General features: G+C 69.1%; 15 protein-coding genes. 6 read left to right on the plus strand and 9 right to left on the minus strand.

Annotation, left to right across the window (positions count from 1 at the left end):
* The first annotated feature begins 167 nt into the window (after nucleotides 1–167).
* The 3 genes from mmsA to RN607_RS01130 are packed head-to-tail and all read left to right on the plus strand — an operon-like array spanning nucleotide 168 to nucleotide 4,229.
* Complete coding sequence (mmsA, locus tag RN607_RS01120; protein WP_313498899.1) at nucleotides 168–1,706, plus strand: multiple monosaccharide ABC transporter ATP-binding protein; 1,539 nt, start codon at nucleotides 168–170, stop codon at nucleotides 1,704–1,706.
* A gap of 35 nt (nucleotides 1,707–1,741) precedes the next feature.
* Nucleotides 1,742–3,094 (plus strand): multiple monosaccharide ABC transporter permease, encoded by a 1,353-nt coding sequence (gene mmsB / locus RN607_RS01125; RefSeq protein WP_313543763.1) that lies wholly within the window; start codon nucleotides 1,742–1,744, stop codon nucleotides 3,092–3,094.
* A 7-nt stretch (nucleotides 3,095–3,101) separates the two neighbouring features.
* Nucleotides 3,102–4,229, plus strand: coding sequence for a substrate-binding domain-containing protein (locus RN607_RS01130; protein WP_313543765.1), 1,128 nt, complete (start codon nucleotides 3,102–3,104; stop codon nucleotides 4,227–4,229).
* Between the two features lie 96 nt (nucleotides 4,230–4,325).
* Here RN607_RS01130 and RN607_RS01135 read toward each other — a convergent pair whose 3' ends face one another.
* The gene (locus tag RN607_RS01135) at nucleotides 4,326–5,318 is read right to left on the minus strand and encodes a sensor histidine kinase (protein ID WP_313543768.1); all 993 of its coding nucleotides are present in this window, start codon (nucleotides 5,316–5,318) and stop codon (nucleotides 4,326–4,328) included.
* Nucleotides 5,315–5,983, minus strand: coding sequence for a response regulator transcription factor (locus tag RN607_RS01140; RefSeq protein WP_313498910.1), 669 nt, complete (start codon nucleotides 5,981–5,983; stop codon nucleotides 5,315–5,317). The genes RN607_RS01135 and RN607_RS01140 overlap by 4 nt, the downstream gene beginning before the upstream one ends.
* 123 nt (nucleotides 5,984–6,106) lie before the next feature.
* On the opposite strand from RN607_RS01140, the gene RN607_RS01145 reads away from it, so the two are divergent.
* On the plus strand, nucleotides 6,107–6,976 hold the full coding sequence (locus tag RN607_RS01145; RefSeq protein ID WP_313543770.1) for a glycosyltransferase family 2 protein: 870 nt from the start codon (nucleotides 6,107–6,109) through the stop codon (nucleotides 6,974–6,976).
* A gap of 19 nt (nucleotides 6,977–6,995) precedes the next feature.
* On the opposite strand, the gene RN607_RS01150 is transcribed toward RN607_RS01145, so the two are convergent.
* Genes RN607_RS01150 through RN607_RS01160 form a run of 3 tightly spaced genes read right to left on the minus strand, consistent with a single transcriptional unit; the run spans nucleotide 6,996 to nucleotide 10,579 of the window.
* Nucleotides 6,996–8,258, minus strand: coding sequence for a lipopolysaccharide biosynthesis protein (locus RN607_RS01150; RefSeq protein ID WP_313543772.1), 1,263 nt, complete (start codon nucleotides 8,256–8,258; stop codon nucleotides 6,996–6,998).
* Nucleotides 8,258–9,382 (minus strand): glycosyltransferase family 4 protein, encoded by a 1,125-nt coding sequence (locus tag RN607_RS01155; RefSeq protein ID WP_313543774.1) that lies wholly within the window; start codon nucleotides 9,380–9,382, stop codon nucleotides 8,258–8,260. The genes RN607_RS01150 and RN607_RS01155 overlap by 1 nt, the downstream gene beginning before the upstream one ends.
* Complete coding sequence (locus RN607_RS01160; RefSeq protein ID WP_313543776.1) at nucleotides 9,383–10,579, minus strand: glycosyltransferase family 2 protein; 1,197 nt, start codon at nucleotides 10,577–10,579, stop codon at nucleotides 9,383–9,385. It abuts the gene before it with no gap.
* Nucleotides 10,580–10,803: 224 nt separating this feature from the next.
* Here RN607_RS01160 and RN607_RS01165 point away from each other — a divergent pair, with 224 nt between their 5' ends.
* Together RN607_RS01165 and RN607_RS01170 are read left to right on the plus strand one after the other, a co-directional pair.
* Entirely contained in the window at nucleotides 10,804–12,753 is a 1,950-nt protein-coding gene (locus tag RN607_RS01165) for a DUF6541 family protein (RefSeq protein ID WP_313543778.1), read from the plus strand.
* Nucleotides 12,750–13,907 (plus strand): glycosyltransferase family 4 protein, encoded by a 1,158-nt coding sequence (locus tag RN607_RS01170; RefSeq protein WP_313543780.1) that lies wholly within the window; start codon nucleotides 12,750–12,752, stop codon nucleotides 13,905–13,907. The genes RN607_RS01165 and RN607_RS01170 overlap by 4 nt, the downstream gene beginning before the upstream one ends.
* A gap of 74 nt (nucleotides 13,908–13,981) precedes the next feature.
* On the opposite strand, the gene yicI is transcribed toward RN607_RS01170, so the two are convergent.
* From yicI to RN607_RS01190, 4 genes are all read right to left on the minus strand, one after another.
* A complete protein-coding gene (gene yicI / locus RN607_RS01175; RefSeq protein WP_313543782.1) occupies nucleotides 13,982–16,252 on the minus strand; it encodes an alpha-xylosidase in 2,271 nt (756 codons plus the stop codon).
* The gene (locus tag RN607_RS01180) at nucleotides 16,249–17,139 is read right to left on the minus strand and encodes a carbohydrate ABC transporter permease (protein WP_313498931.1); all 891 of its coding nucleotides are present in this window, start codon (nucleotides 17,137–17,139) and stop codon (nucleotides 16,249–16,251) included. The genes yicI and RN607_RS01180 overlap by 4 nt, the downstream gene beginning before the upstream one ends.
* A gap of 4 nt (nucleotides 17,140–17,143) precedes the next feature.
* Entirely contained in the window at nucleotides 17,144–18,121 is a 978-nt protein-coding gene (locus tag RN607_RS01185) for a carbohydrate ABC transporter permease (protein ID WP_313498934.1), read from the minus strand.
* 66 nt (nucleotides 18,122–18,187) lie between these two features.
* Entirely contained in the window at nucleotides 18,188–19,507 is a 1,320-nt protein-coding gene (locus RN607_RS01190; RefSeq protein WP_313498937.1) for an ABC transporter substrate-binding protein, read from the minus strand.
* Between the last annotated feature and the right edge of the window lie 60 nt (nucleotides 19,508–19,567).

Genomic DNA, 19,567 nt, shown 5'->3' on the forward strand with positions numbered 1-19,567 from the left:
CATTCGGGGCGTCGGTCCGGGCGTAAATTCACGATCCGTAACGAAACGATCACGATTGAGTTCGAGACTTGACGCCAAGAAAGGCCAGCCAATAACGTCACCCGATGAAGGACGGGCCGACGGCGGCTCACTTCCTCACTCGAAGACGCATGAGGAGACGACGGGCAATGACGCACGTGAAGCTGGAGATGCGACGCATCACCAAGACCTTCCCCGGGGTGAAGGCCCTGGACCAGGTCACCCTCAGCGTGAGGGAGGGTGAGATCCACGCGATATGCGGAGAGAACGGCGCCGGGAAGTCCACGCTGATGAAGGTGCTGTCAGGCGTCTACCCGCACGGCACCTACGAGGGCGACATCGTCCTCGACGGAGAGCTCGTCGGGTTCCGTGACCTCAAGGCCTCCGAGCAGGCGGGCATCGTCATCATCCACCAGGAGCTCGCGCTCATCCCCGAGCTGTCGGTGACCGAGAACATCTTCCTTGGCAACGAGATCATCCGCCACGGCCTCATCGACTGGGAGGAGGCCAGGATCCAGACCGTCCGGCTGCTCGAACGGGTCGGCCTGGACGTCAAGCCCGAGACGCCGATCAAGAACCTCGGAGTCGGCCAGCAGCAGCTCGTGGAGATCGCCAAGGCGCTCTCCAAGGACGTGAGCGTCCTGATCCTCGACGAGCCGACCTCCGCGCTCAACGAGGAGGACTCCGAGAACCTCCTGGGCCTGCTGCGCGAGTTCAAGGCGCGGGGCCTCACCTCGATCATGATCAGCCACAAGCTCAACGAGATCGCCGAGATCGCCGACGCGGTGACGATCATCCGCGACGGCGTCACCGTCGAGCAGATCCTCGTGGGAGCGGAGCCGCTCGACGAGGATCGCATCATCCGCGGCATGGTCGGCCGCTCGCTCGAGGCACGCTTCCCCGAGCACACCCCGAGCATCGGCGACACCTTCTTCGAGGTGAGGGACTGGACGGTCGAGGACCCCCAGATCCCCGGACGCCTCGTGTGCAAGCGCTCCAGCTTCCACGTGCGTCGCGGCGAGATCGTCGGCTTCGCCGGCGTCATGGGCGCCGGCCGCACCGAGCTCGCACGGTCGCTGTTCGGCCGGTCCTACGGCATCTATCACGGCGGCCAGATCCTCATCGACGGCAAGCCGGTCGAGATCCCGACGGTGCAGTCCGCGATCGCCCACGGGATCGCCTACGTCCCGGAGGACCGCAAGACCCTGGGCGTGAACCTGCTCGACTCCATCCGCAAGACGGTCGTGTCCGCAGACCTGGACCGGGTCACCAACGGCATCCTCATCGACGAGCACGCCGAGTACGTCGCGGCCGAGGAGTACCGGAAGTCGCTGCGCATCAAGACGCCCACGGTCAACGAGGGCGTCAGCAAGCTCTCCGGAGGCAACCAGCAGAAGGTGGTCCTCGCCAAGTGGATGTTCACCGACCCCGAGCTGCTCATCCTCGACGAGCCCACGCGAGGCATCGACGTGGGTGCGAAGTACGAGATCTACGCGCTGATCCAGCGGCTCGCGGACGAAGGCCACGGCGTCGTGGTCATCTCCTCCGAGCTGCCCGAGGTGATCGGCCTGTGCGACCGCATCTACACCGTGTGCGAGGGCCGCATCACCGGCGTCGTGGACCGGTCCGACGCGAGCCAGGAGAAGCTCATGCGCCTCATGACGACCACCAGCGGCACCGCCGCCTGAGAAATCTGCATCGACCAGCAGAAGGAAGACCGACGATGAAGTCATTGAAAAACCTGCTCGGCGGTGACGTGCGGCAGTTCTCCATGCTGTTCGCGCTCATCGCGCTGATCCTGTTCTTCCAGGTGATGACGGGTGGCAAGGTGCTCACCCCCACCAACATGGCGAACCTGATCAACGGCAACTCGTACGTGCTGATCCTCGCGATCGGCATGGTGATGGTCATCGTGATCGGCCACATCGACCTGTCGGTCGGATCCGTGGCCGCCGTGACCGGCATCATCGTCGCGCTCGCGATGCGCGACTGGGGCTTCCCCTGGTGGGGCGGCCTGCTGCTGGGCCTCGCCGTCGGGGCGGTGATCGGTGCGTGGCAAGGATGGTGGGTCGCGTACGTGGGGATCCCAGGATTCATCACGACGCTGGCCGGAATGATGCTGTTCCGCGGCCTCAACCAGTTCATCGGCAAGTCCAACTCGGTGCCTGTGCCCAAGGAGTTCCAGACGCTCGGCGCCGGATACCTGCCGGAGTGGGGACCCAACACCGGGCTGAACAACTCGACGCTGCTGCTCGGCATCCTCGCGGTGGCATACGTCATCTGGCACGAATGGCAGCTGCGCAGGAAGGCGCTCCGCATCGGCGTCCAGCCCGACTCGATGGCCATCGCCGGCGTCCGCGCAGGCCTGCTGATCGCGGTCGTCGCCTACGCGACCTACCTGTTCGGCTCGGGCCGAGTCGGCACGTCGTTCCCCGTTCCGGGGCTGCTGCTCGTCGGCCTCGTGATCGTCTACCACGTGCTCACGCAGCGCACCCAGATCGGCCGGCACATCTACGCGGTCGGCGGCAACAGGGTCGCAGCCTCGCTGTCAGGCGTCTCCACGCGGCGCACCTACTTCTTCGTGATGATGAACATGTCCGTGCTCGCCGCCGTGGCAGGCATGGTGTTCATCGGCCGCTCCACCGCCTCCGGCCCGTTCGACGGCACCAACTGGGAGCTCGACGCGATCGCGGCCGTCTTCATCGGTGGCGCCGCCGTCTCCGGCGGCATCGGCACCGTCACGGGCTCCATCATCGGTGGCCTCGTGATGGCCACCCTCAACAACGGGCTTCAGCTCATGGGCGTCGGATCCGACCGCACCCAGATCATCAAGGGTCTGGTGCTGCTCGCCGCAGTCGCGTTCGACGTCTACAACAAGCAGCAGGGCCGGAAGTCCATCATCGGGCTCATCTTCCGCCGCCGCCCTGCACTCGAGACCACCGACGAGGGACAGGTGCCGGCGCTCGCGCCCGACATCGACCCGACGTCGGGAGCCGCGGTGGCGGCCGGCGGGGTGCCGGCTGCGCCTGACGCTCAGGATCAGCATCCAATGGGGGATGCGAAGGACAGAAGGTAGGGAACACATGCGCAAGACACTTCCAGGGCTGATCGCCCTCGCCGCGGCGGGCAGCCTCGCCCTCTCGGCCTGCGCCTCGGACCGCGGCGACACGGCTGCGGAGGGCTCGACAGGGTCGTCGAGCGGCAGCGACTCAGGGATCTGCATCCCTGACGGCTCTGTCATCGGCGTCGCGCTTCCGCAGAAGACGTCGGAGAACTGGGTGCTCGCCGAGCAGCTGTTCAACGACGGCCTCACCGAGGCGGGCTTCGACCCGATCGTCCAGTTCGGCAACTCCGGCGTGACGGAGCAGCAGAACCAGATCGACTCCATGGTCGAGCAGGGCGCCAAGGTGATCGTGGTCGGTGCCATCGACGGATCCCAGCTGGGCACCCAGCTCGAGTCCGCCAAGGACTCGGGCGCGACCGTCATCGCCTACGACCGTCTGGTGAAGAACACCGAGGCGGTGGACGCCTACATCGCGTTCGACAACTACCAGGTGGGCGTGCTCCAGGGCACCGCGCTGCTCGATGGTCTCAAGGAGCGCAAGGGCGACGGTCCGTACAACATCGAGCTGATCGCCGGATCGTCCGACGACGCGAACTCGACCCCGTTCTTCGAGGGCGCGATGAGCGTGCTCCAGCCGAAGATCGACGACGGCACGCTCACCGTCGTGTCGGGCCAGACCACCTTCGAGCAGGCGGCGACGCAGGGCTGGAAGGCTGAGAACGCCCAGAAGAGGATGGACACCATCCTGTCCGGCTACTACTCCGGTGACGTCGCGCTCGACGGCATCCTGTCGCCGAACGACACGCTCGCCCGCGCCGCGCTGACGGCCGTGGAGCAGGCCGGCAAGGACGTGCCCGTCATCACCGGTCAGGACTCCGAGGTGGAGTCCGTGAAGTCGATCATGGCCGGCGTGCAGTACTCGACCATCTACAAGGACACCCGTGAGCTCGTGCAGCAGACGATCGACTCGATCGTCGACCTGCAGAACTGCGGCGACATCCCGATCAACGACACCACGCAGTACGACAACGGCGTGAAGGTCGTGCCGGCCTACCTGCTCACCCCGGTCATCGTGACTGAGGCGAACGCGGCAGAGGTCTACGCGAACGACCCGACCCTCGGGCCGATCGTCGCGGGCACGGAGTGATCCGCCCGGCCATCTAGCAGCACCGACGGCGCCCCCGGTCCCGCTTCGGCGGGGCGGGGGCGCCCCACGTCCTGGGGAGTCGGCGGCGTCCCGCTGTCAGGCACGGGGCAGTCGCATGGTGATCGTGGTGCCTGCGGACGACGTGTCGGTCACCTCGACCTCGCCGCCGAACCGGCCGACGGTGTCCTGCACCAGGCTGAGGCCGATCCCGAAGCCGGTGCGCGCGGATCCTCCGCCGTCCACGGCCTCCGAGGATCGCGCGAATCGTTCGAAGACGCGCGCAGGGTCGATGCCGCGGATGCCCGGTCCATGGTCCGTCACCGCGAGCGCGACCCTGCCGCGCCGAGCCTCGACCGACACTGCGACCTCCTGGCCCGACGGCGAGTGCTTGACCGCGTTGTCGATCAGCGCGATGAGGACGCGCTGGAGGCTGGTCTCCGGCATCAGGACGGCGAGCGCAGGGTCGACGTCGCCGCTCGCGATCGTGACGTCGCGCTCGTGCGCGAGCACGGCCATGGCCGACGCCGCCGCCTGGATCACCCGGGCGACCTCCGTGGGCTGCGCGTGAGACTGCTCGGTGGTGTCCACGGACGCGAGCAGGTCGTTCACGACCCCGATCACGTTGCGCGAGTCCGCACGCAGCTCGCCGACAGTGGCCCTGGCCGGGTCGTCCGTCGCGAGCGTGCGCTCCAGCAGCTGGAGCCGCGAGTCGAGGATCGCAAGCGGGGTGCGGAGCTCGTGCGAGGCGTCGGCGACGAACCGCCGCTGACGGGCGAGCGCGTCGACCAGGGGTGCGACGGCGCGGCGGGTCGCGACGCGCGCGAGCACGCCAGACAGCACCACGGCCAGCACGCCGACGATCAGCCCGCCCCAGATGACGTCGCGTCCCTCGACGGTGATGACGGGCTCGTCCTTGCTCGGATCCACGAGCTGACCGAGCGGCACCTGATCCACCACGATCACCACCTCCGCGATGAGCACCAGCAGCACGAGCGCGGACAGCGCGACGACGATCCAGATGCCCACGCGCAACGAGGCATCCCTGATCAGGCGCGCGTCGGCGTCCAGCGGCGCCGTGCGGCGGGTCAAGGCTGGCCCACGCGGTAGCCGCGCCCGCGCACGGTGGTCACGACGTCCGCCGCGGTCTTCTTGCGCAGATAGTGCACGTACGTGTCGACGGTGCCGAGCGTGTCCGTCGACTCGAAGACGCCATCGAGGATCTCCTCGCGACTGAAGGTGCGCTCAGGGTGGGCCGCGAGCAGGTGGAGCAGGGCGGTCTCGCGCGCGGTCAGCACCTTGCGGCCGGCGGTGGGAGAGGTGATGGTCCGGGACTCCGGCGCGAACTCCCACGAGCCGATCCGCAGCGTCGGCTCCTCCTCGACGGTCCCGGAGCGGCGGATCGCCCGCAGGCGTGCGAAGAGCTCGTCGAACTCGAAGGGCTTCACGAGGTAGTCGTTGGCGCCGGCGTCGAGGCCGGTCACCTTGTCCTGCACGGTGCCGAGCGCGGTGAGCATGAGCGCCGGCGTCGTGACCCCGCCGGCGCGGAGCCGCTCGATCATGGCCACCCCGTCGAGCGACGGCAGCCTGCGGTCGATCACGAGCACGTCGAACCTGCCGAGCCGGGCTGCGTCCAGCGCTTCGACGCCGTCGACGGCGAGCTGCACCTCGTACACCTCGTCGAGCACCTGCGTCATGATCGGCCCCAGCTGGGGGTCGTCCTCGGCCAGCAGCAGCCTCGGTCGGGACTCGTTCATGCGCGTGCTCCACGTCCTCGAGAGTCGTGGCGTCGACGTCGCGACGCCCTCAGGCCCATCATGCCTGAGCGATACCATGCAGCGGTGCGCCGGAGAGCGAGCGGCGCCGGAAGGAGCCCCACGGTGACCAGCGTCGGCATCGTCGTCAGCACCCTGGGCAGGGTCGAGGCCGTCGATGCGCTGCTGTCCTCGCTCGAGGGACAGTGCCGTGACGGGGACCGCGTCGTGGTGGTCGCCCAGGACCGGCCGTCCGAGCTCGCCCGTCTGGTCGCACGTCACGCCGATGCGGGTCTTCCCGTCGCCATGATCACGTCCGCGCGGGGCGCCTCGCGCGGACGCAACGCGGGTGCTGCGCTGCTCGACCGCACGGTGGATGTCCTCCACTTCCCGAACGACACGTCGCGCTACCCGCGGGGCACGCTGGACGCGCTGCGTGGCGCGGTCGCGGCGACGCCCCTCGCCGCCCTCACGCCGTACGGCGGCGATGCCCCGAAGGCCGTGCTCCCGGTCACCGGCACCCCGCTCGACCGGTACAACGCGTGGTCCGTGATCGAGATGGGCCTCGTGATCCGTGCGGACAGCTTCGCGGAGCTGGGCGGCTTCGACGCGGAGATCGGCACGGGCGCCGCGACGCCGTGGCAGGCGGGTGAGGCGACGGACCTGGTGCTCCGCGCCCTCGATCGGTGGGGTCCCGGATGCCTGAGCTGGCTGCCGCCGACGGTGCTGCTGGAGGGGATCGCAGAGTCGCACGGTCTGAACCCCCGGGAACGACGAAGGAAGCTTCGCGCCTACAACCGCGGCCTGGGCATGGTCGTCAGGCGCTGGCGCTATCCCGCGTGGTGGGTCCTCGCCTTCGTGCTGGGAGGCCTGGCATGGAGCCTCAGGCACCCTGGCTATGCGCTCGTCGACGGCTGGCAGGTGGCCCTCGGGCGCGCGGAAGGATGGGTCGGTCGGGTCCTCGGAGGCTCCGAGCTGCAGGCGGTCGATCGCTGAGCGCGTCCGCAGCGTCTGCTCACGCCAGCAGCGGCGGCTCGTCGGGGTCCGCCTCCGGTGCGCGTTGCATCGCGATGTCTCGCAACGCGACGCGCGCCTGGCGCCAGGGGACGACGGTGCTGATCAGCTCGGTGACGGCGTAGCCGATCGCCGCACCGACCGAGCCGATCGACGGCGTCAGGATCAGCATCGCAGGGACTCCGATCGCGGAGCCGAGCAGCGTGGCGACCACGACGATGCGCGTGCGGCCGCAGGGGAACAACAGATGCCTCGTGACCGACGTGCGGACCGAGTAGGCGGCGAAGGCGGCACCCAGGATGACGAGGACGGTCCGGTCCGCAGCGGCGTCCCCGCCGAAGAGGACCCGGCTCGCCCAGGGCCCAAGCGAGGCGACGGCGACCCATCCGACGAGGCCGAGCACCGCGTGCGCGCCGATCGCGCGTCGCACCCGGGTCGCGCGCGCGGCGCCGTGCGCCTCCGCTGTCCACGCCTGAAGCGCGTTGCCCAGCGTGATCGGGATGAACTGGCCGAGCTTGATCATCTTGTCGGCCGACGCGTAGGCGCTCGCCTCGGCAGCCGGCGTCGAGACGTTGACCAGCGGGGAGGGGACGGAGGAGTACGCGCCGAGGGCCGCGTCGTTCACCGCGACGGCGGCGGTCGAGCGCAGCAACGCAGGCAGCTCGGCGCGGGTGGGCCACGGACCGGGCGCGTCCCGGAGCACCTTGCGCGAGTACGCCGCCGTGCCGCCTGCGGTCACGGCGATGCCGATCAGCGGGTAGACGATGAGGGCGCCGGTGGCGGCGATCAGACCGGCGGCGGCCAGGGCACCGAGCACGCGCGGGATGGCGTCGAGCCGTGCGATGGCGCCGGGGTCGGCCACGCCGACGGCGAACCAGCTGAACGACATCGCGATGAGCGCGCCCTGAAGCCCCATCAGCACCGTCAGCAGCTCGTACCCGGGGGTGGCGATGGCGAGGCAGATGACCACGAGCGCAGGGATCACCGGGACCGCCATGAGCCCGCGGACCACCAGGGACTCGCGGTAGAGACGTGCCCGCATCTCCACGGGGGCGTGCGCCACATGCGCCGGCCCGACGGTCGTCCACCCGAACGCGAGCGCGATGGCGGCGAACGTGCCGACCGATTCGCCGGCGATCGCGCTCGACCACCCGGCGGCGCCCGCGGTCCGTGCCACGACCGGGAGCACGACGAGCGGTGAGATCGCCGCGAGGGCTGGGATGAGCGAGAACCCGACGAGGCGGTGCCAGAGCGGGGCGTGCATCAGGAGACCTCGTGCAGCGTGGTCGCAAGCACGTCCGCGACGGCGTCCGCCGCCTTGTCCCACGTGTAGGGCTCGGCGTGCGCGGGACCGCGCGCCGCAAGCACCGCGAGGCGGTCGGCGTCGTCGAGCAGCGTGACGAGCGCGGCGCCGAAGGCCGCAGGGTCACGGGCATCCGCGAACACGGCGACATCGCCTCCGACCTCGCGCAGGACGGGGATGTCGTGGGCGAGCACCGCGACACCGCGGTGCATCGCGTCGAGCACGGGCAGCCCGAACCCCTCGAGGAGCGAGACGCACGCGTACACGTCAGCCACGGCGAACACATCCTCGAGCGTCGCGGCGTCGACCCAGTCGCGCAGGATCACGTCCTCGTGAAGCCCCAAGGTCGCGACGAGCGGCGCGAGCGCCTCGGGGACGCCGGAACCGACGATCACCGCCGCAGGGCGGCGATCGGCCGGCAGCAGGCCGACAGCGTGGACGAGCGAGGCGAGGTTCTTGTGCGGCATCGCGTTGCCGATCGTGGCGACGACACGGCGACCGGCGGGGATTCCGAGGCGTTCCCTGCCCCCTGGGGCTGCGGCCGTCGCCGGAGGCCGTGAGCCGTTCGGGACCACGGTGATCCTCTCCGGCTGCACGTGCAGGTGCGTGACGATGTCCCGCGCGGCCGCATCGGACACGGTGAGCACCCGGGTCGCGTGGCGCGCCGCGAGGGACGCGAGCATCGCGGTCGCGGTTCGGGTCACACGCGCGAGCCCCTTCCCGGGCACCGCGTGGTAGATCGCGTCGTGCACGGTGACCACGGTGGGCGTGCGTCCGGTCACGGGGCCGAAGTTGGCGGGGCACCACAGGACGTCGGCCTCCCGGCGAGCGGCGGCGCGTGGCACCCGTGCCACCGTTCCCCACGCCCAGGAGGCCCTCCCGGCGCCGACGCCGGGCACCACGTGCAGGGCGCCGGGCGCGAGGTCGCGCACCGCCTCGACGCCCGCCTCGCCCGTGAGGGTGACCACCTCGGTGCCTTCGAGCCGAGACGCGACGCGCGGAAGCAGCTCCTTGACGTAGGTCTCGGTACCACCGCGGGTGCCGGTGAAGCCCAGCAGGTCGACCACGAGCGTCCGCCGAGGCACTCAGACCCCGGTGGCCGTCGGTGCCGCGCTGCGGTGAGGCACGGTGAGGATCGCGGCGAAGAAGCTCATCATGATCATCTGGAACCCGATGATCAGCGTCATCGCCGAAGGCACCGCGACGCGTACGACCTCACGCGCGTCCTGGCGGCCGAAGTCGACGCTTCCCCAGTGCACCAGCTGGGACACGCCGATGGCGACGCCGAGCAGGAACAGCAGCAGCCCGGCGATGAGGCCGCGCTCGAGGGTCCAGGCGGAGGCGAGCCGCCGATAGCCTGCAGATGCGGGGAGGAAGCCCTCCGCGGTCGCATACAGCTTCGTGAGCCACCAGAACAGCAGCGCCTGGAATCCGATGACGGCGAGCGCGGACGCGTAGATCATCGTCGTCACGTCGAAGCCCACGGCCCCTACCTTGACCGGGCCGATCGCGAGGGTGACCGTCGTGACCGTGCCCAGGAGGAATGCGAAGAGCCCTGGATAGATGAAGAGCCATCGCGGCGAGAACATGAGCAGGAACCGCAGGTGCCGCCATCCGTCATGCCAGGAGCGCAGGTGGGGGGCGCGCGAGCGGCCGTCAGGTGACAGGGTCGTGGGCACCTCGACGATCCGCAGGTTCGCCAGCGTGGCCTTCACGACCATCTCCGACGCGAACTCCATGCCTGTCGTCTGCAGCGCGAGCGCCAGGATCGCCTCCCGACGGAAACCGCGCAGGCCGCAGTGGAAGTCGCCGATGCCTGGTCGGAAGAAGAGCCGGCCGATGCCCGACAGGACGGGATTGCCAACGTAGCGGTGGAGCGCGGGCATCGCTCCCGGCGCGATGCCGCCCTTGAACCGGTTGCCCATCACGAGATCGGCGCCGCTCCGGAGCCGCTCGACGAACGGGGCGAGCGCAGTGAAATCGTACGAGTCGTCGGCGTCGCCCATGATCACGTATGTGCCGGAGGCGGCCTCGATCCCCGCGATGAGCGCGGCGCCGTACCCCTTGCGGGGCACGTCGATCACGCGTGCTCCGAGCCGACGCGCGAGGTCCTGGGAGCCGTCCTGCGATCCGTTGTCCGCGACGAGCACCTCGCCCGCGACCCCGTGACCCGCGAGGAACCCCTGCGCCTTCCGGATGCAGACCTCGAGAGTCTCGGCCTCGTTCAGGCAGGGCATCAGGATGGTCAGCTCGACGTCCGGCGAGCGGTCAGGACGGTTCACGCGGGCAGGCCTCTCTCGTGCTGGAGGCGCGGCGACGCGCGCCGTGAGCACCCTCCACGCACCATCACGGCGACTCTAGTCCATCGCCGTGGCCCGGCCCCAACTGTGTGGACGCGCGGTCGCGATGCTGCGCCGAACCCTATGATGGAGCGCGATGAGGGGAACCGGGACGGCCGAGCGAGGCGCACGGCGTCGGCACGCCGAGGGAAGGACTGTCGCCCGTCGTGGACGCTGTTGAGTGGGTCGACGCGCTCCCCGCTCTGGCGGCGGGGCTCGGAGTCCTGATCGTTCCTGGCGCCGCCGTCGTCGTGTGCGGATGGGGCCTGTCGCTCAAGCGCCTGTTGGCGGCACCTGCGCTCTCGATCGCGATCGCGGCTGTGGGTGCTACGCTCGCGGGCGCGGCGGGAATCGCATGGAACGTCCTGACCCTCGCAGCTTTCAGCCTGATCCTCATGGGGGTCGCGTACGGCGTGCGCCGGTATGCGCGTGCCTCCGGCGACGCTGGGGTATCGCAGCACGCGCCGGTGGCGGCCAGGGCCGCCGCGCTCGTCGGGCTCGCTCTCGGCGCGACCGTGATCGGCTGGCACGTGAGCCAGGGTCTCATGGGTCCGGGCGTCTTCTCCTTCACCTATGACGACACGGTGCACCTCAACGCCGTCCGGTGGGCGATGGAGCACCACGACGCCTCTCCCTGGTTCATCGGCTCCGTCAGCAAGATCGGCTTCTACCCCAACGGGTGGCACAGCGTGGCCAGCGTCATCGGCCTGGCGGCGTCCGTGCAGCCGATCGTCGCGATCAACGTCACGAATCTGCTGATCGCCGCGCTCGTCTGGCCTGCGAGCATGCTGGCGCTCGTCTGGACCCTTCTGCGGCGACGGCCCGCCGCGCTGGTCGCGGGCGGCGTGCTGGCCGGCGCGTTCGTCGGCGTCCCGTACTCCTTCCTCTTCTTCGGCACCCTCTACCCCAACCTCACCGGCTACGCGATGGTGCCTGCGGCCGTGGCGTCGGCCCTGTGGGTGGGTGAGGCGTCCGGTCCCAGGGATCGACTGCGGGCGCTGGTGCTCGCGGTCGGTCTCGCAGGCGGCACCGGGCTCGCGCATCCGAACGCGTTCCTGGTCGTGGTGGCGTTCGTCGCCTTCATCGTGGTGGCGCGCCTCTGGACAGACGTCGTCCGCGGTCGGTCGTCGATGTCGACGCGCAGAGCGTGGTTCATCACCGGCGCCATCGCGGCGGCGGGCGGTGTGCTGTGGCTCGCCACGCGCACGCACTGGGACTGGCCGTCATGGGGAGGTCCCGCGCGGGAGCTGTGGGAGGGTCTGGCCGCGGCTCCCTACCGCATGCCGGTCAGCATCGCGCTGCTGGTGCTGCTCGTGATCGGCTACGCGTCCGTCGGGCGTGTCCGCGAGGCCCCTGCACTCATCGCCCCGTTCGCGGCGGCGCTCGTCCTGTTCGTCGTCGGTGCCGGATTCGCCTCCGAGAACATCCTGCGCAACATCATCGCGGATCCGTTCTACAACGACCCCTGGCGTCTGTTCGCGATCCTGAGCATCTCGCAGGTGCCGATCGCGGTCGTCGGTGCGGTCACGGTGTGGGACCTGGGCCTGCGTCTGCTCGCTCGGGTGCCCCGCGGGCGCGAGGCTCTGACACGTATCGTCGCGGTCGCGGGCGTGGGCGCCCTCGTGCTGGTCGCGAACGGCCCGACCGTCGCCGCGGGGGTGAGCTCGATGCAGTCGGTGCGCACGCCCCCTGCGACGGGCGGCTACGTGACCGCCGACGAACTCGCGCTGATGGAGCGGCTGGACAGGACGACCGATTCGGACGCGCTGCTGATCGGCGATCCTCAGACCGGGACCGCGTTCGCCTACGGCATCTCCGGACGCCACGTGGTCGAGATGCACATCCTCGGCGACCTGACGGCGGACGAACAGTACCTCTCGCAGCACCTTGCCCAGATCGACTCGGATCCACGGGTGTGCCAGGCGGTCACGGCCGTCGGCGTGAGCTACGCGCTGGACTTCGGTGCGGTGCGGCTCGACTTCGACCTCGGGACGGACAAGACGTACCCGGGCCTGCACGACCTCACACCCGGGGAGCATCTGCAGCTGGTCGATCAGGAGGGACCGGACGCTCGGCTGTTCCGCATCGTGGGGTGCGACGCGAGGGCCGCCGCGTGACCGCCCCGCTACGGCTGGCGATCGCGTATGACTGTCTGTTCCCGTTGACCACGGGCGGCGGCGAACGCCAGTACCGTGCGATGTCCGAGGAGCTGGTGAAGCGCGGCCATCAGGTCGACTACCTCACAGCCCTGCAGTGGGACCGGGAGCCGGAGACCCCGTTCACCTTGTCGCCGGTGACCGGGCGGCTGCGCCTCTACGACGACGCGGGCGTGAGGTCCAGCCTCGCCGCGGCCCGCTTCGCTGCGGGACTTCTCGGCTCCCTCGTGCGGCGCCGCGGAAGGTATGACGCGGTGATCGTGTCAGGGCTCCCGATCCTCAACGTGTTCGCCGCGCGGCTGGCCCTGCTGGGCTCGGGCACCCAGGTGGTCGTCGACTACTTGGAGGTGTGGGGTCGCGCTCAGTGGGTCGAGTATGCGGGCAGGCCCACGGGTACGCTCGCGTGGCTCCTCCAACGCGCCGCGATCCGGATCACGCCCTTGGCGACCTGCCATTCGAGGCTCAGCGCGAACAGGCTCCGTCAGGAGGGACTGCGGTCCACGCCGCTGGTCAGCCCCGGGCTGATCGACCAGGTGGACGACGTACCGCTGCGCGCGGACCCCGCCGATCCGCCGTACGTGCTGTACGTGGGCCGCCACATCCCCGACAAGCGCGTGGAGGACCTGCCGGCGGCCGTGGCGCAGGCTCGGCATGCCGTGCCGGGGCTCGAGCTCGTCCTGCTCGGGTCGGGGCCGACGACTCGGGCCGTGCGTGCCGCCGTCGAGGCGCTGGGATCGCCCCGCTGGATCACCATGCCCGGCTTCGTGAGCCAGGAGCGCCTCGACGAGCTGATGGCGGGTGCGGCATGCCTCGCGAATCCGTCGCGTCGCGAGGGGTACGGCCTCGTCGTCGTCGAGGCGGCTGCGCATGGCACCCCGGTCGTGGTGGTGGACCATCCAGGCAACGCATCGGTGGAGCTGATCGACCCGGGCGTGAACGGATTCGTCGCGGAGTCCGGGGCGCCGACCGCGTTCGGCGACGCGATCGCGGCGGCGGTGCGAGGCGGGCGTGAGCTGCGCGTCGCGACGCGCGGCTGGTTCGATGACGCCGTCACGACCAGGACGATCGAGCGCACTGTCGGGGCGATCGTGGAGGCGATTCAGGCGCGGCGGTGACACCGGACACGACGAGGCCCCGGACGCGTGCGCGCCCGGGGCCTCGTCTCGGTGGTCGGTCGGTCGGTCGTGGATCAGACCAGCTTCGCCGTGTAGGCGCGGCCCGAGGTCGACACCGCGGTGGCGACGCCGTCGCCGACGGTCACCCTCACCGTGTCCGTCTCGCCCGTCGTCGACTCCAGCAGGACGGTCCGCTCCGCGGCGCCGCCGGGGTACACGTGCAGCTCGACGTCGCTGAGGAAGTCGTAGTCGGGCCGGTCGGTACGGGTGCCGCGCGGGATGACGGCTCCCTCGCGCACGTAGAGGGGCAGCGACTCGAACCCGTGGTTCTCCTTGAGCCAGCGTCCGCCCTCGACCTTCGCGCCGGTGAGCAGGGATGTCCACGTGCCTTCGGGCAGGTAGAGGGTCACGTCGCCGTTCTCGGTGAACACGGGTGCCACGAGCAGGTCGTCGCCCAGCATGTACTGCCGGTCCAGGTGCTGCGTGGCGGGGTCGCCGGGGAATGCCATGAACATGGGCCGCATCATCGGCAGGCCGGTCTGAGCGGTCTGCGCCGAGGTTCGGTACAGGTACGGCATGAGCGACAGCTTCAGCTTCGTGAAGATGCGGGTGACGTCGACCGCCTCGTCGTCGAAGGCCCACGGCACGCGGTAGCTGCTGGACCCGTGAAGGCGCGAGTGGCTCGACATGAGACCGAAGGCGAGCCAGCGCTTGAACACGGCGGCGTCAGGAGTGCCCTCGAAGCCGCCGATGTCGTGGCTCCAGTAGCCGAAGCCGGAGGACAGCAGCGACAGGCCTCCGCGCAGCGACTCCGCCATGGACACGAAGGACGACGAGTTGTCGCCTCCCCAGTGCACAGGCATGGTCTGGCCGCCGGCGGTGGCGGAGCGGGCGAACAGCACGGCTTCGCCCGCGCCCTTCTCCTGGACCAGCACCTCGTGCACGGCCTCGTTGTAGAGCTGCGTGTAGAGGTTGTGCATGGTCATCGGGTCGGTGCCGTCGTGCCAGACCACGTCCGTCGGGATGCGCTCGCCGAAGTCGGTCTTGATCGCGTCGACGCCCTGACGGACCAGGGTGCGTACGAACCCCTGGAACCAGGCCTTCGCTTGCGGGTTCGTGAAGTCCACGAGTCCCATGCCCGCCTGCCACTGGTCCCACTGCCACACCGAGCCGTCGGGGCGCTTGACCAGGTAGCCGCCCTCGACGCCCTCGCGGAACATCCTTCCTCGCTGCGCGATGTACGGGTTGATCCAGGCGGAGACGTGCAGGCCCTTGTCCTCGTGCATGCGCTTGAGCATGAGGTCGGGGTCGGGGAACACGCGCTCGTCCCAGACGCCGTCGGTCCAGTTGAACTCGCGCATCCAGAAGCAGTCGTAGTGGAACACGGACAGCGGGATGTCGCGCTCGGCCATGCCGTCCACGAACGACGTGACGGTGGCCTCGTCGTACTCGGTGGTGAACGACGTGGTGAGCCACAGGCCGAACGACCAGGCGGGCACGCGCGGCGGGCGACCGGTGAGCTCCGTGTAGCGACGGACCACGTCAGCCGGCGTCGGGCCCGCGATGACGAAGTACTCGAGCGACTCGCCCGCGGTGGAGAACTGCACGCGCTCCACGGTCTCGGTGCCCACCTCGAAGCTGACGTGCTGCGGGTGGTTGACGAACACGCCGTAGCCCTTCGAGGACAGGTAGAACGGGATGTTCTTGTATGCCTGCTCCGAGCTGGTGCCGCCGTCGGCGTTCCACATGTCCACCGACTGGCCGTTCTTCACGAAGGCGCCGAAGCGCTCGCCGAGGCCGTAGATGGTCTCCGCGACGTCCAGGTCGAGCTGCTCGTGCACATACGTGCGCGCCGGCGCCATGCCATCGGGGCTGTAGCCCACGAGCCCGGCGGGCTCCGCCGTGACCGTCGACTCCTTGCCCAGCTCGATGTAGCCGATCGACTTGTGGCCCGAGCCGGTGACGCGCACGCCGTCCACCTCGAAGTCCAGGCGCCACGGCCCGCCCTTGGTGACGCGTGCGGTCAGCGGACCGGACGTGAGGGTGCCGCCCGCCTCGTCGGCGTCGGCCGTCCCGGAGCCCTCGACCGCCCCGGGAAGCGCGAAGCCCGTCGCGGGCACCGCGCCCTGGTGGTGGTCGATCCGCACCCGCACCACTCCTTCGAGCGGGGAGGACAGGGTGACGGTGAGCATGGGCAGGTTGAGCGTGTCGCCACGGCCCGCGATGCGCTTGGTGGGCGCGTAGGCGGTGAGCGTGGGGCCGTCGGCCCACACGTCGTACGCCTCCTGACCGTAGTGGGCGGTGACGCCGGGGCGGCGCATCCAGAACCCATCGGTGAACTTCACTTGACTGCTCCTGCCGTGATGCCGCGCGTGAGGGTGCGCTGGAAGATGAGGAAGAAGATCATCGTGGGGATGATGCTGATGAGCGTGCCCGCGATGAGGGTGGTCGTGTCCGTCTGGCGCTCGCCGTTGAGCTGCTCGAGCAGCAGCGGCACCGTCAGCGAGTCGGACGTGTTGAGGAATGCCAGCGGAAGCAGGAACTCGTTCCACGTCCAGATGAAGAAGAACACCATGAGGACCGACAGCGTCGGCCGGATGATCGGCACGATCACGGACCGCAGGATCTTGCCCCGGCTCGCTCCGTCCACGGCGGCCGCCTCAAGGATCTCCTTGGGGAACGTGCCGAGCAGGCTCGACAGCAGATAGGTGCCGAACGCCGCCTGGATCACCGTGAACGTGATGATGACGGACCACGGGTTGGAGAGCAGTCCCAGCTTGTCGTACAGCTTGAACAGCGGGTCGAACAGCATCTCCTGAGGGATCAGGTTCGCCATGAGGAACGCGAGCACGATCCAGGTGCGTCCCCGCACGCGGCCGATCCCGATCGCGAAGGAGTTCAGGACGGACAGGATGACGCCGAGCACCGCCACCATCGTGGAGATGAAGATCGAGTTCCACAGCGCGCGCGGGAAGTTCTGCGTCTCCCAGAAGGTCTTGATGCCGGTGAAGTCGAGCGCCTTCGGCAGGTCGAGCGGGCTGGAGTTCGCGTAGTCCGCGGGCGACTTGAACGCGTTGATCAGCAGCAGGACCATCGGGAAGACGACGATCAGCGCGCCCAGGCAGGCGAGGATCATGAGGATCCACTCGGCGGGGGTGCGGGGACGCGACTTGTTGCTCCCCTTGGCGGGTGCGGCGCTCTGCGGCGCTGCATCGGTGGTGAGCGTGGTCATGGCGTCACGCGTCCTTTCGCTCGGCGCGGGTCTGCACCTGGATGAAGATCACGGCCACGACGAAGACGACGATCGTGATGGCCGACGCGATGGTCGCGGCGTAGCCCTTGTCCGGGCCCTTGATGAACTCGTTGTAGGCGTAGAACGAGGGCACGTACGTCGACTTCGTGGGGCCGCCGCCTGTGAGGATGAAGACGGGCGCGAACACCTTGAGCGCCGCGATGGTGGTGGTCAGGGCGACCACGAACACCTCGGGGCGGATCATCGGCAGGGTGATCGCGCGGAAGCGCTGGAACCAGTTGGCGCCGTCGAGCTCGGCCGCCTCGTACAGCTGAGGCTCCACGCGGCCCAGTGCAGCCATGAAGATCACGATGGGGTAGCCGATCTGGATCCAGATCATGAGCACCATGACGGATCCCATGGCCGTGCCGTACGAACCGCCGAGCCAGTTGATCTCCACCGTCGACCCTGTGATCGCGGACAGGAACTGATTCAGCACGCCGTCGGAGTTGGGCTTGAGGATCCAGCTGAACATCACGCCGGCGACGGCGATGGGGAGGATCTGCGGCAGGTAGTAGGTGGCGCGCAGGAAGCTGGAGAGCTTGCCGCTGAAGCGCCGCCCGACCACGTCGAACAGCAGGGCGGAGATGATCAGGCCCAGCAGCGTCGGGATGATCACCATGGCGATCACGACCAGGAAGATGTTGCGGAACGACTGCAGGAACTCGTGGTCGGAGAACAGCGCGATCCAGTTGTCGAGGCCCGCGAAGTGCTCCTCGGCACGCCCGCCCTTCCAGTGGAAGAAGCTCAGGCGGAGGTTGCGCACCAGCGGGTAGAAGATGACGATCCCGACGGCGATGGCGCCGGGGATGAAGTAGAGCCAGTAGCCGAGCTTGCTGCCGCTGCGCTCGGGGATGCGCGCGGCCTCGGCGGGGCGCCGCTTGCGGCGCTGCTCGCGTACGAGGGGGAGGGAGGAAGACATGGGTGAGGTCCGTCTCTGACGTGGCCCGGGCCGGTGAGACCCGGGCCACGTCGTGGATTGGGCTGGTTACTGGACGGTCGAGACGTAGTCCTCGTAGTACGTGCCCAGCTGCGCGTTGGCGGAGGTGGCGTCGTACGTGCCGTTGACCAGGCCCTGCATCACGGAGTTCAGGTCGCCGTAGAAGTCAGGGGTGGGCCAGTCGGGGTAGAAAGACAGGCCGTCCTTGTCGTTGACCTCGTTGAACAGGCTGATGAGGGTCTGCGCGTCGGGGTCCGTGATCTGGGAGGCGTCGGCGGCGACGGGGAGGCCGCCGGAGTCGCCGAGCAGGTTCTGGACCTCGGGGCTCATCGTGATGTCGATGAACTTCGCTGCCAGGTCGGGGTTCTTCGACTGCGCCGGGATCACCCAGATGTTGCCGCCGGAGCCCGGGGTCAGGGTCGTCTCCGGCCAGTTGGTGATGCCGAAGTTGAAGTCGGTGATGTCCGACAGCATGCGGCCGTACCACCAGGAGCCCGAGTAGAACATCGGGGACTCGCCGTTGATGAACTGCAGGCCGGCGTCCTCGGCGGTCATGCCGGAGACGTCCTTGGAGATGTAGCCCTTGGAGATCCAGTCCTGCAGGGTGGACGACGCGTACGTGACCTCCTTGCCGGTCCAGTCAACGGGGTTCTGGTACAGCTGGTAGTCGTTCACCCACTGGCGGTCGGCCTGGCTCAGCGCGAGCTGGTACCAGAGTTGGCCCATGGGGTACTCCTGGGCGGAGGTGGTCAGCGGCGTGATGCCGTTGTCCACGAAGGTCTGCATGTCGGACTCGAGCTCGTCCATGGTCGTGGGCACGGTCAGGCCGTACTGGTCGAACATGTCCTTGTTGTAGTAGAGGAAGACGAACTCGCCGTAGTTCGGGACGCCGTACCAGTCGCCCGAGCCCATGACGCCGTTCTCGTCGTACTTGGCGATGGTGTCGATGCCGGACGCGAGCTTGTCGCCCCACCCGTACTCGTCGTAGTACTTGTCCAGGTTCTGGATCACGCCGATGGACGCGAGCTGGCCGGCGGTGCCGTTGCCCTTGTTGTACTCGGACACGTCGGGCGCGTCCGATGAGTCGAACAGCTGCTCTGCCGAGGAGTTGAGGTCCTCGAACGCCGTGGTCTGCAGGTTGACGGTCGCGCCGGTCTCCTGCTCGAAGATGTCGATCGCCTTGTTCCAGGCGATGCCCATCGCGGAGTCCTCGCCCTCGTAGTGCATGACGGTGAGGGTCTGTCCGGCGTAGTCTCCCGAGCCGCTGCTGCCGGAGGCTGCTGGCTCGTCGCCGCCGGACGAGCATGCCGTGAGCGCGAGTGCGCCGACGGCGAGGATCCCGGCGGCCGCTGCTGTGCGTCGCTTCATCTCTCTCCTACTTCCTTGTAGTCGGCCCTGGTCGGGCCTGTGATGTGCAAGGCATCGTCG

It is taken from the genome of Demequina capsici (assembly GCF_032102965.1).
In the GTDB taxonomy this organism is placed as follows: domain Bacteria; phylum Actinomycetota; class Actinomycetes; order Actinomycetales; family Demequinaceae; genus Demequina; species Demequina capsici.

What these genes read in the sequence shown, in the direction of transcription:
- mmsA (WP_313498899.1), top strand. Translation starts at nt 168, where the DNA reads ATGACGCACGTGAAGCTGGAGATGCGACGCATCACCAAGACCTTCCCC.
- mmsB (WP_313543763.1), top strand. Translation starts at nt 1,742, where the DNA reads ATGAAGTCATTGAAAAACCTGCTCGGCGGTGACGTGCGGCAGTTCTCC.
- RN607_RS01130 (WP_313543765.1), top strand. Translation starts at nt 3,102, where the DNA reads ATGCGCAAGACACTTCCAGGGCTGATCGCCCTCGCCGCGGCGGGCAGC.
- RN607_RS01140 (WP_313498910.1), bottom strand. Translation starts at nt 5,983, where the DNA reads ATGAACGAGTCCCGACCGAGGCTGCTGCTGGCCGAGGACGACCCCCAG.
- RN607_RS01150 (WP_313543772.1), bottom strand. Translation starts at nt 8,258, where the DNA reads ATGCACGCCCCGCTCTGGCACCGCCTCGTCGGGTTCTCGCTCATCCCA.
- RN607_RS01180 (WP_313498931.1), bottom strand. Translation starts at nt 17,139, where the DNA reads ATGACCACGCTCACCACCGATGCAGCGCCGCAGAGCGCCGCACCCGCC.
- RN607_RS01185 (WP_313498934.1), bottom strand. Translation starts at nt 18,121, where the DNA reads ATGTCTTCCTCCCTCCCCCTCGTACGCGAGCAGCGCCGCAAGCGGCGC.
- RN607_RS01190 (WP_313498937.1), bottom strand. Translation starts at nt 19,507, where the DNA reads ATGAAGCGACGCACAGCAGCGGCCGCCGGGATCCTCGCCGTCGGCGCA.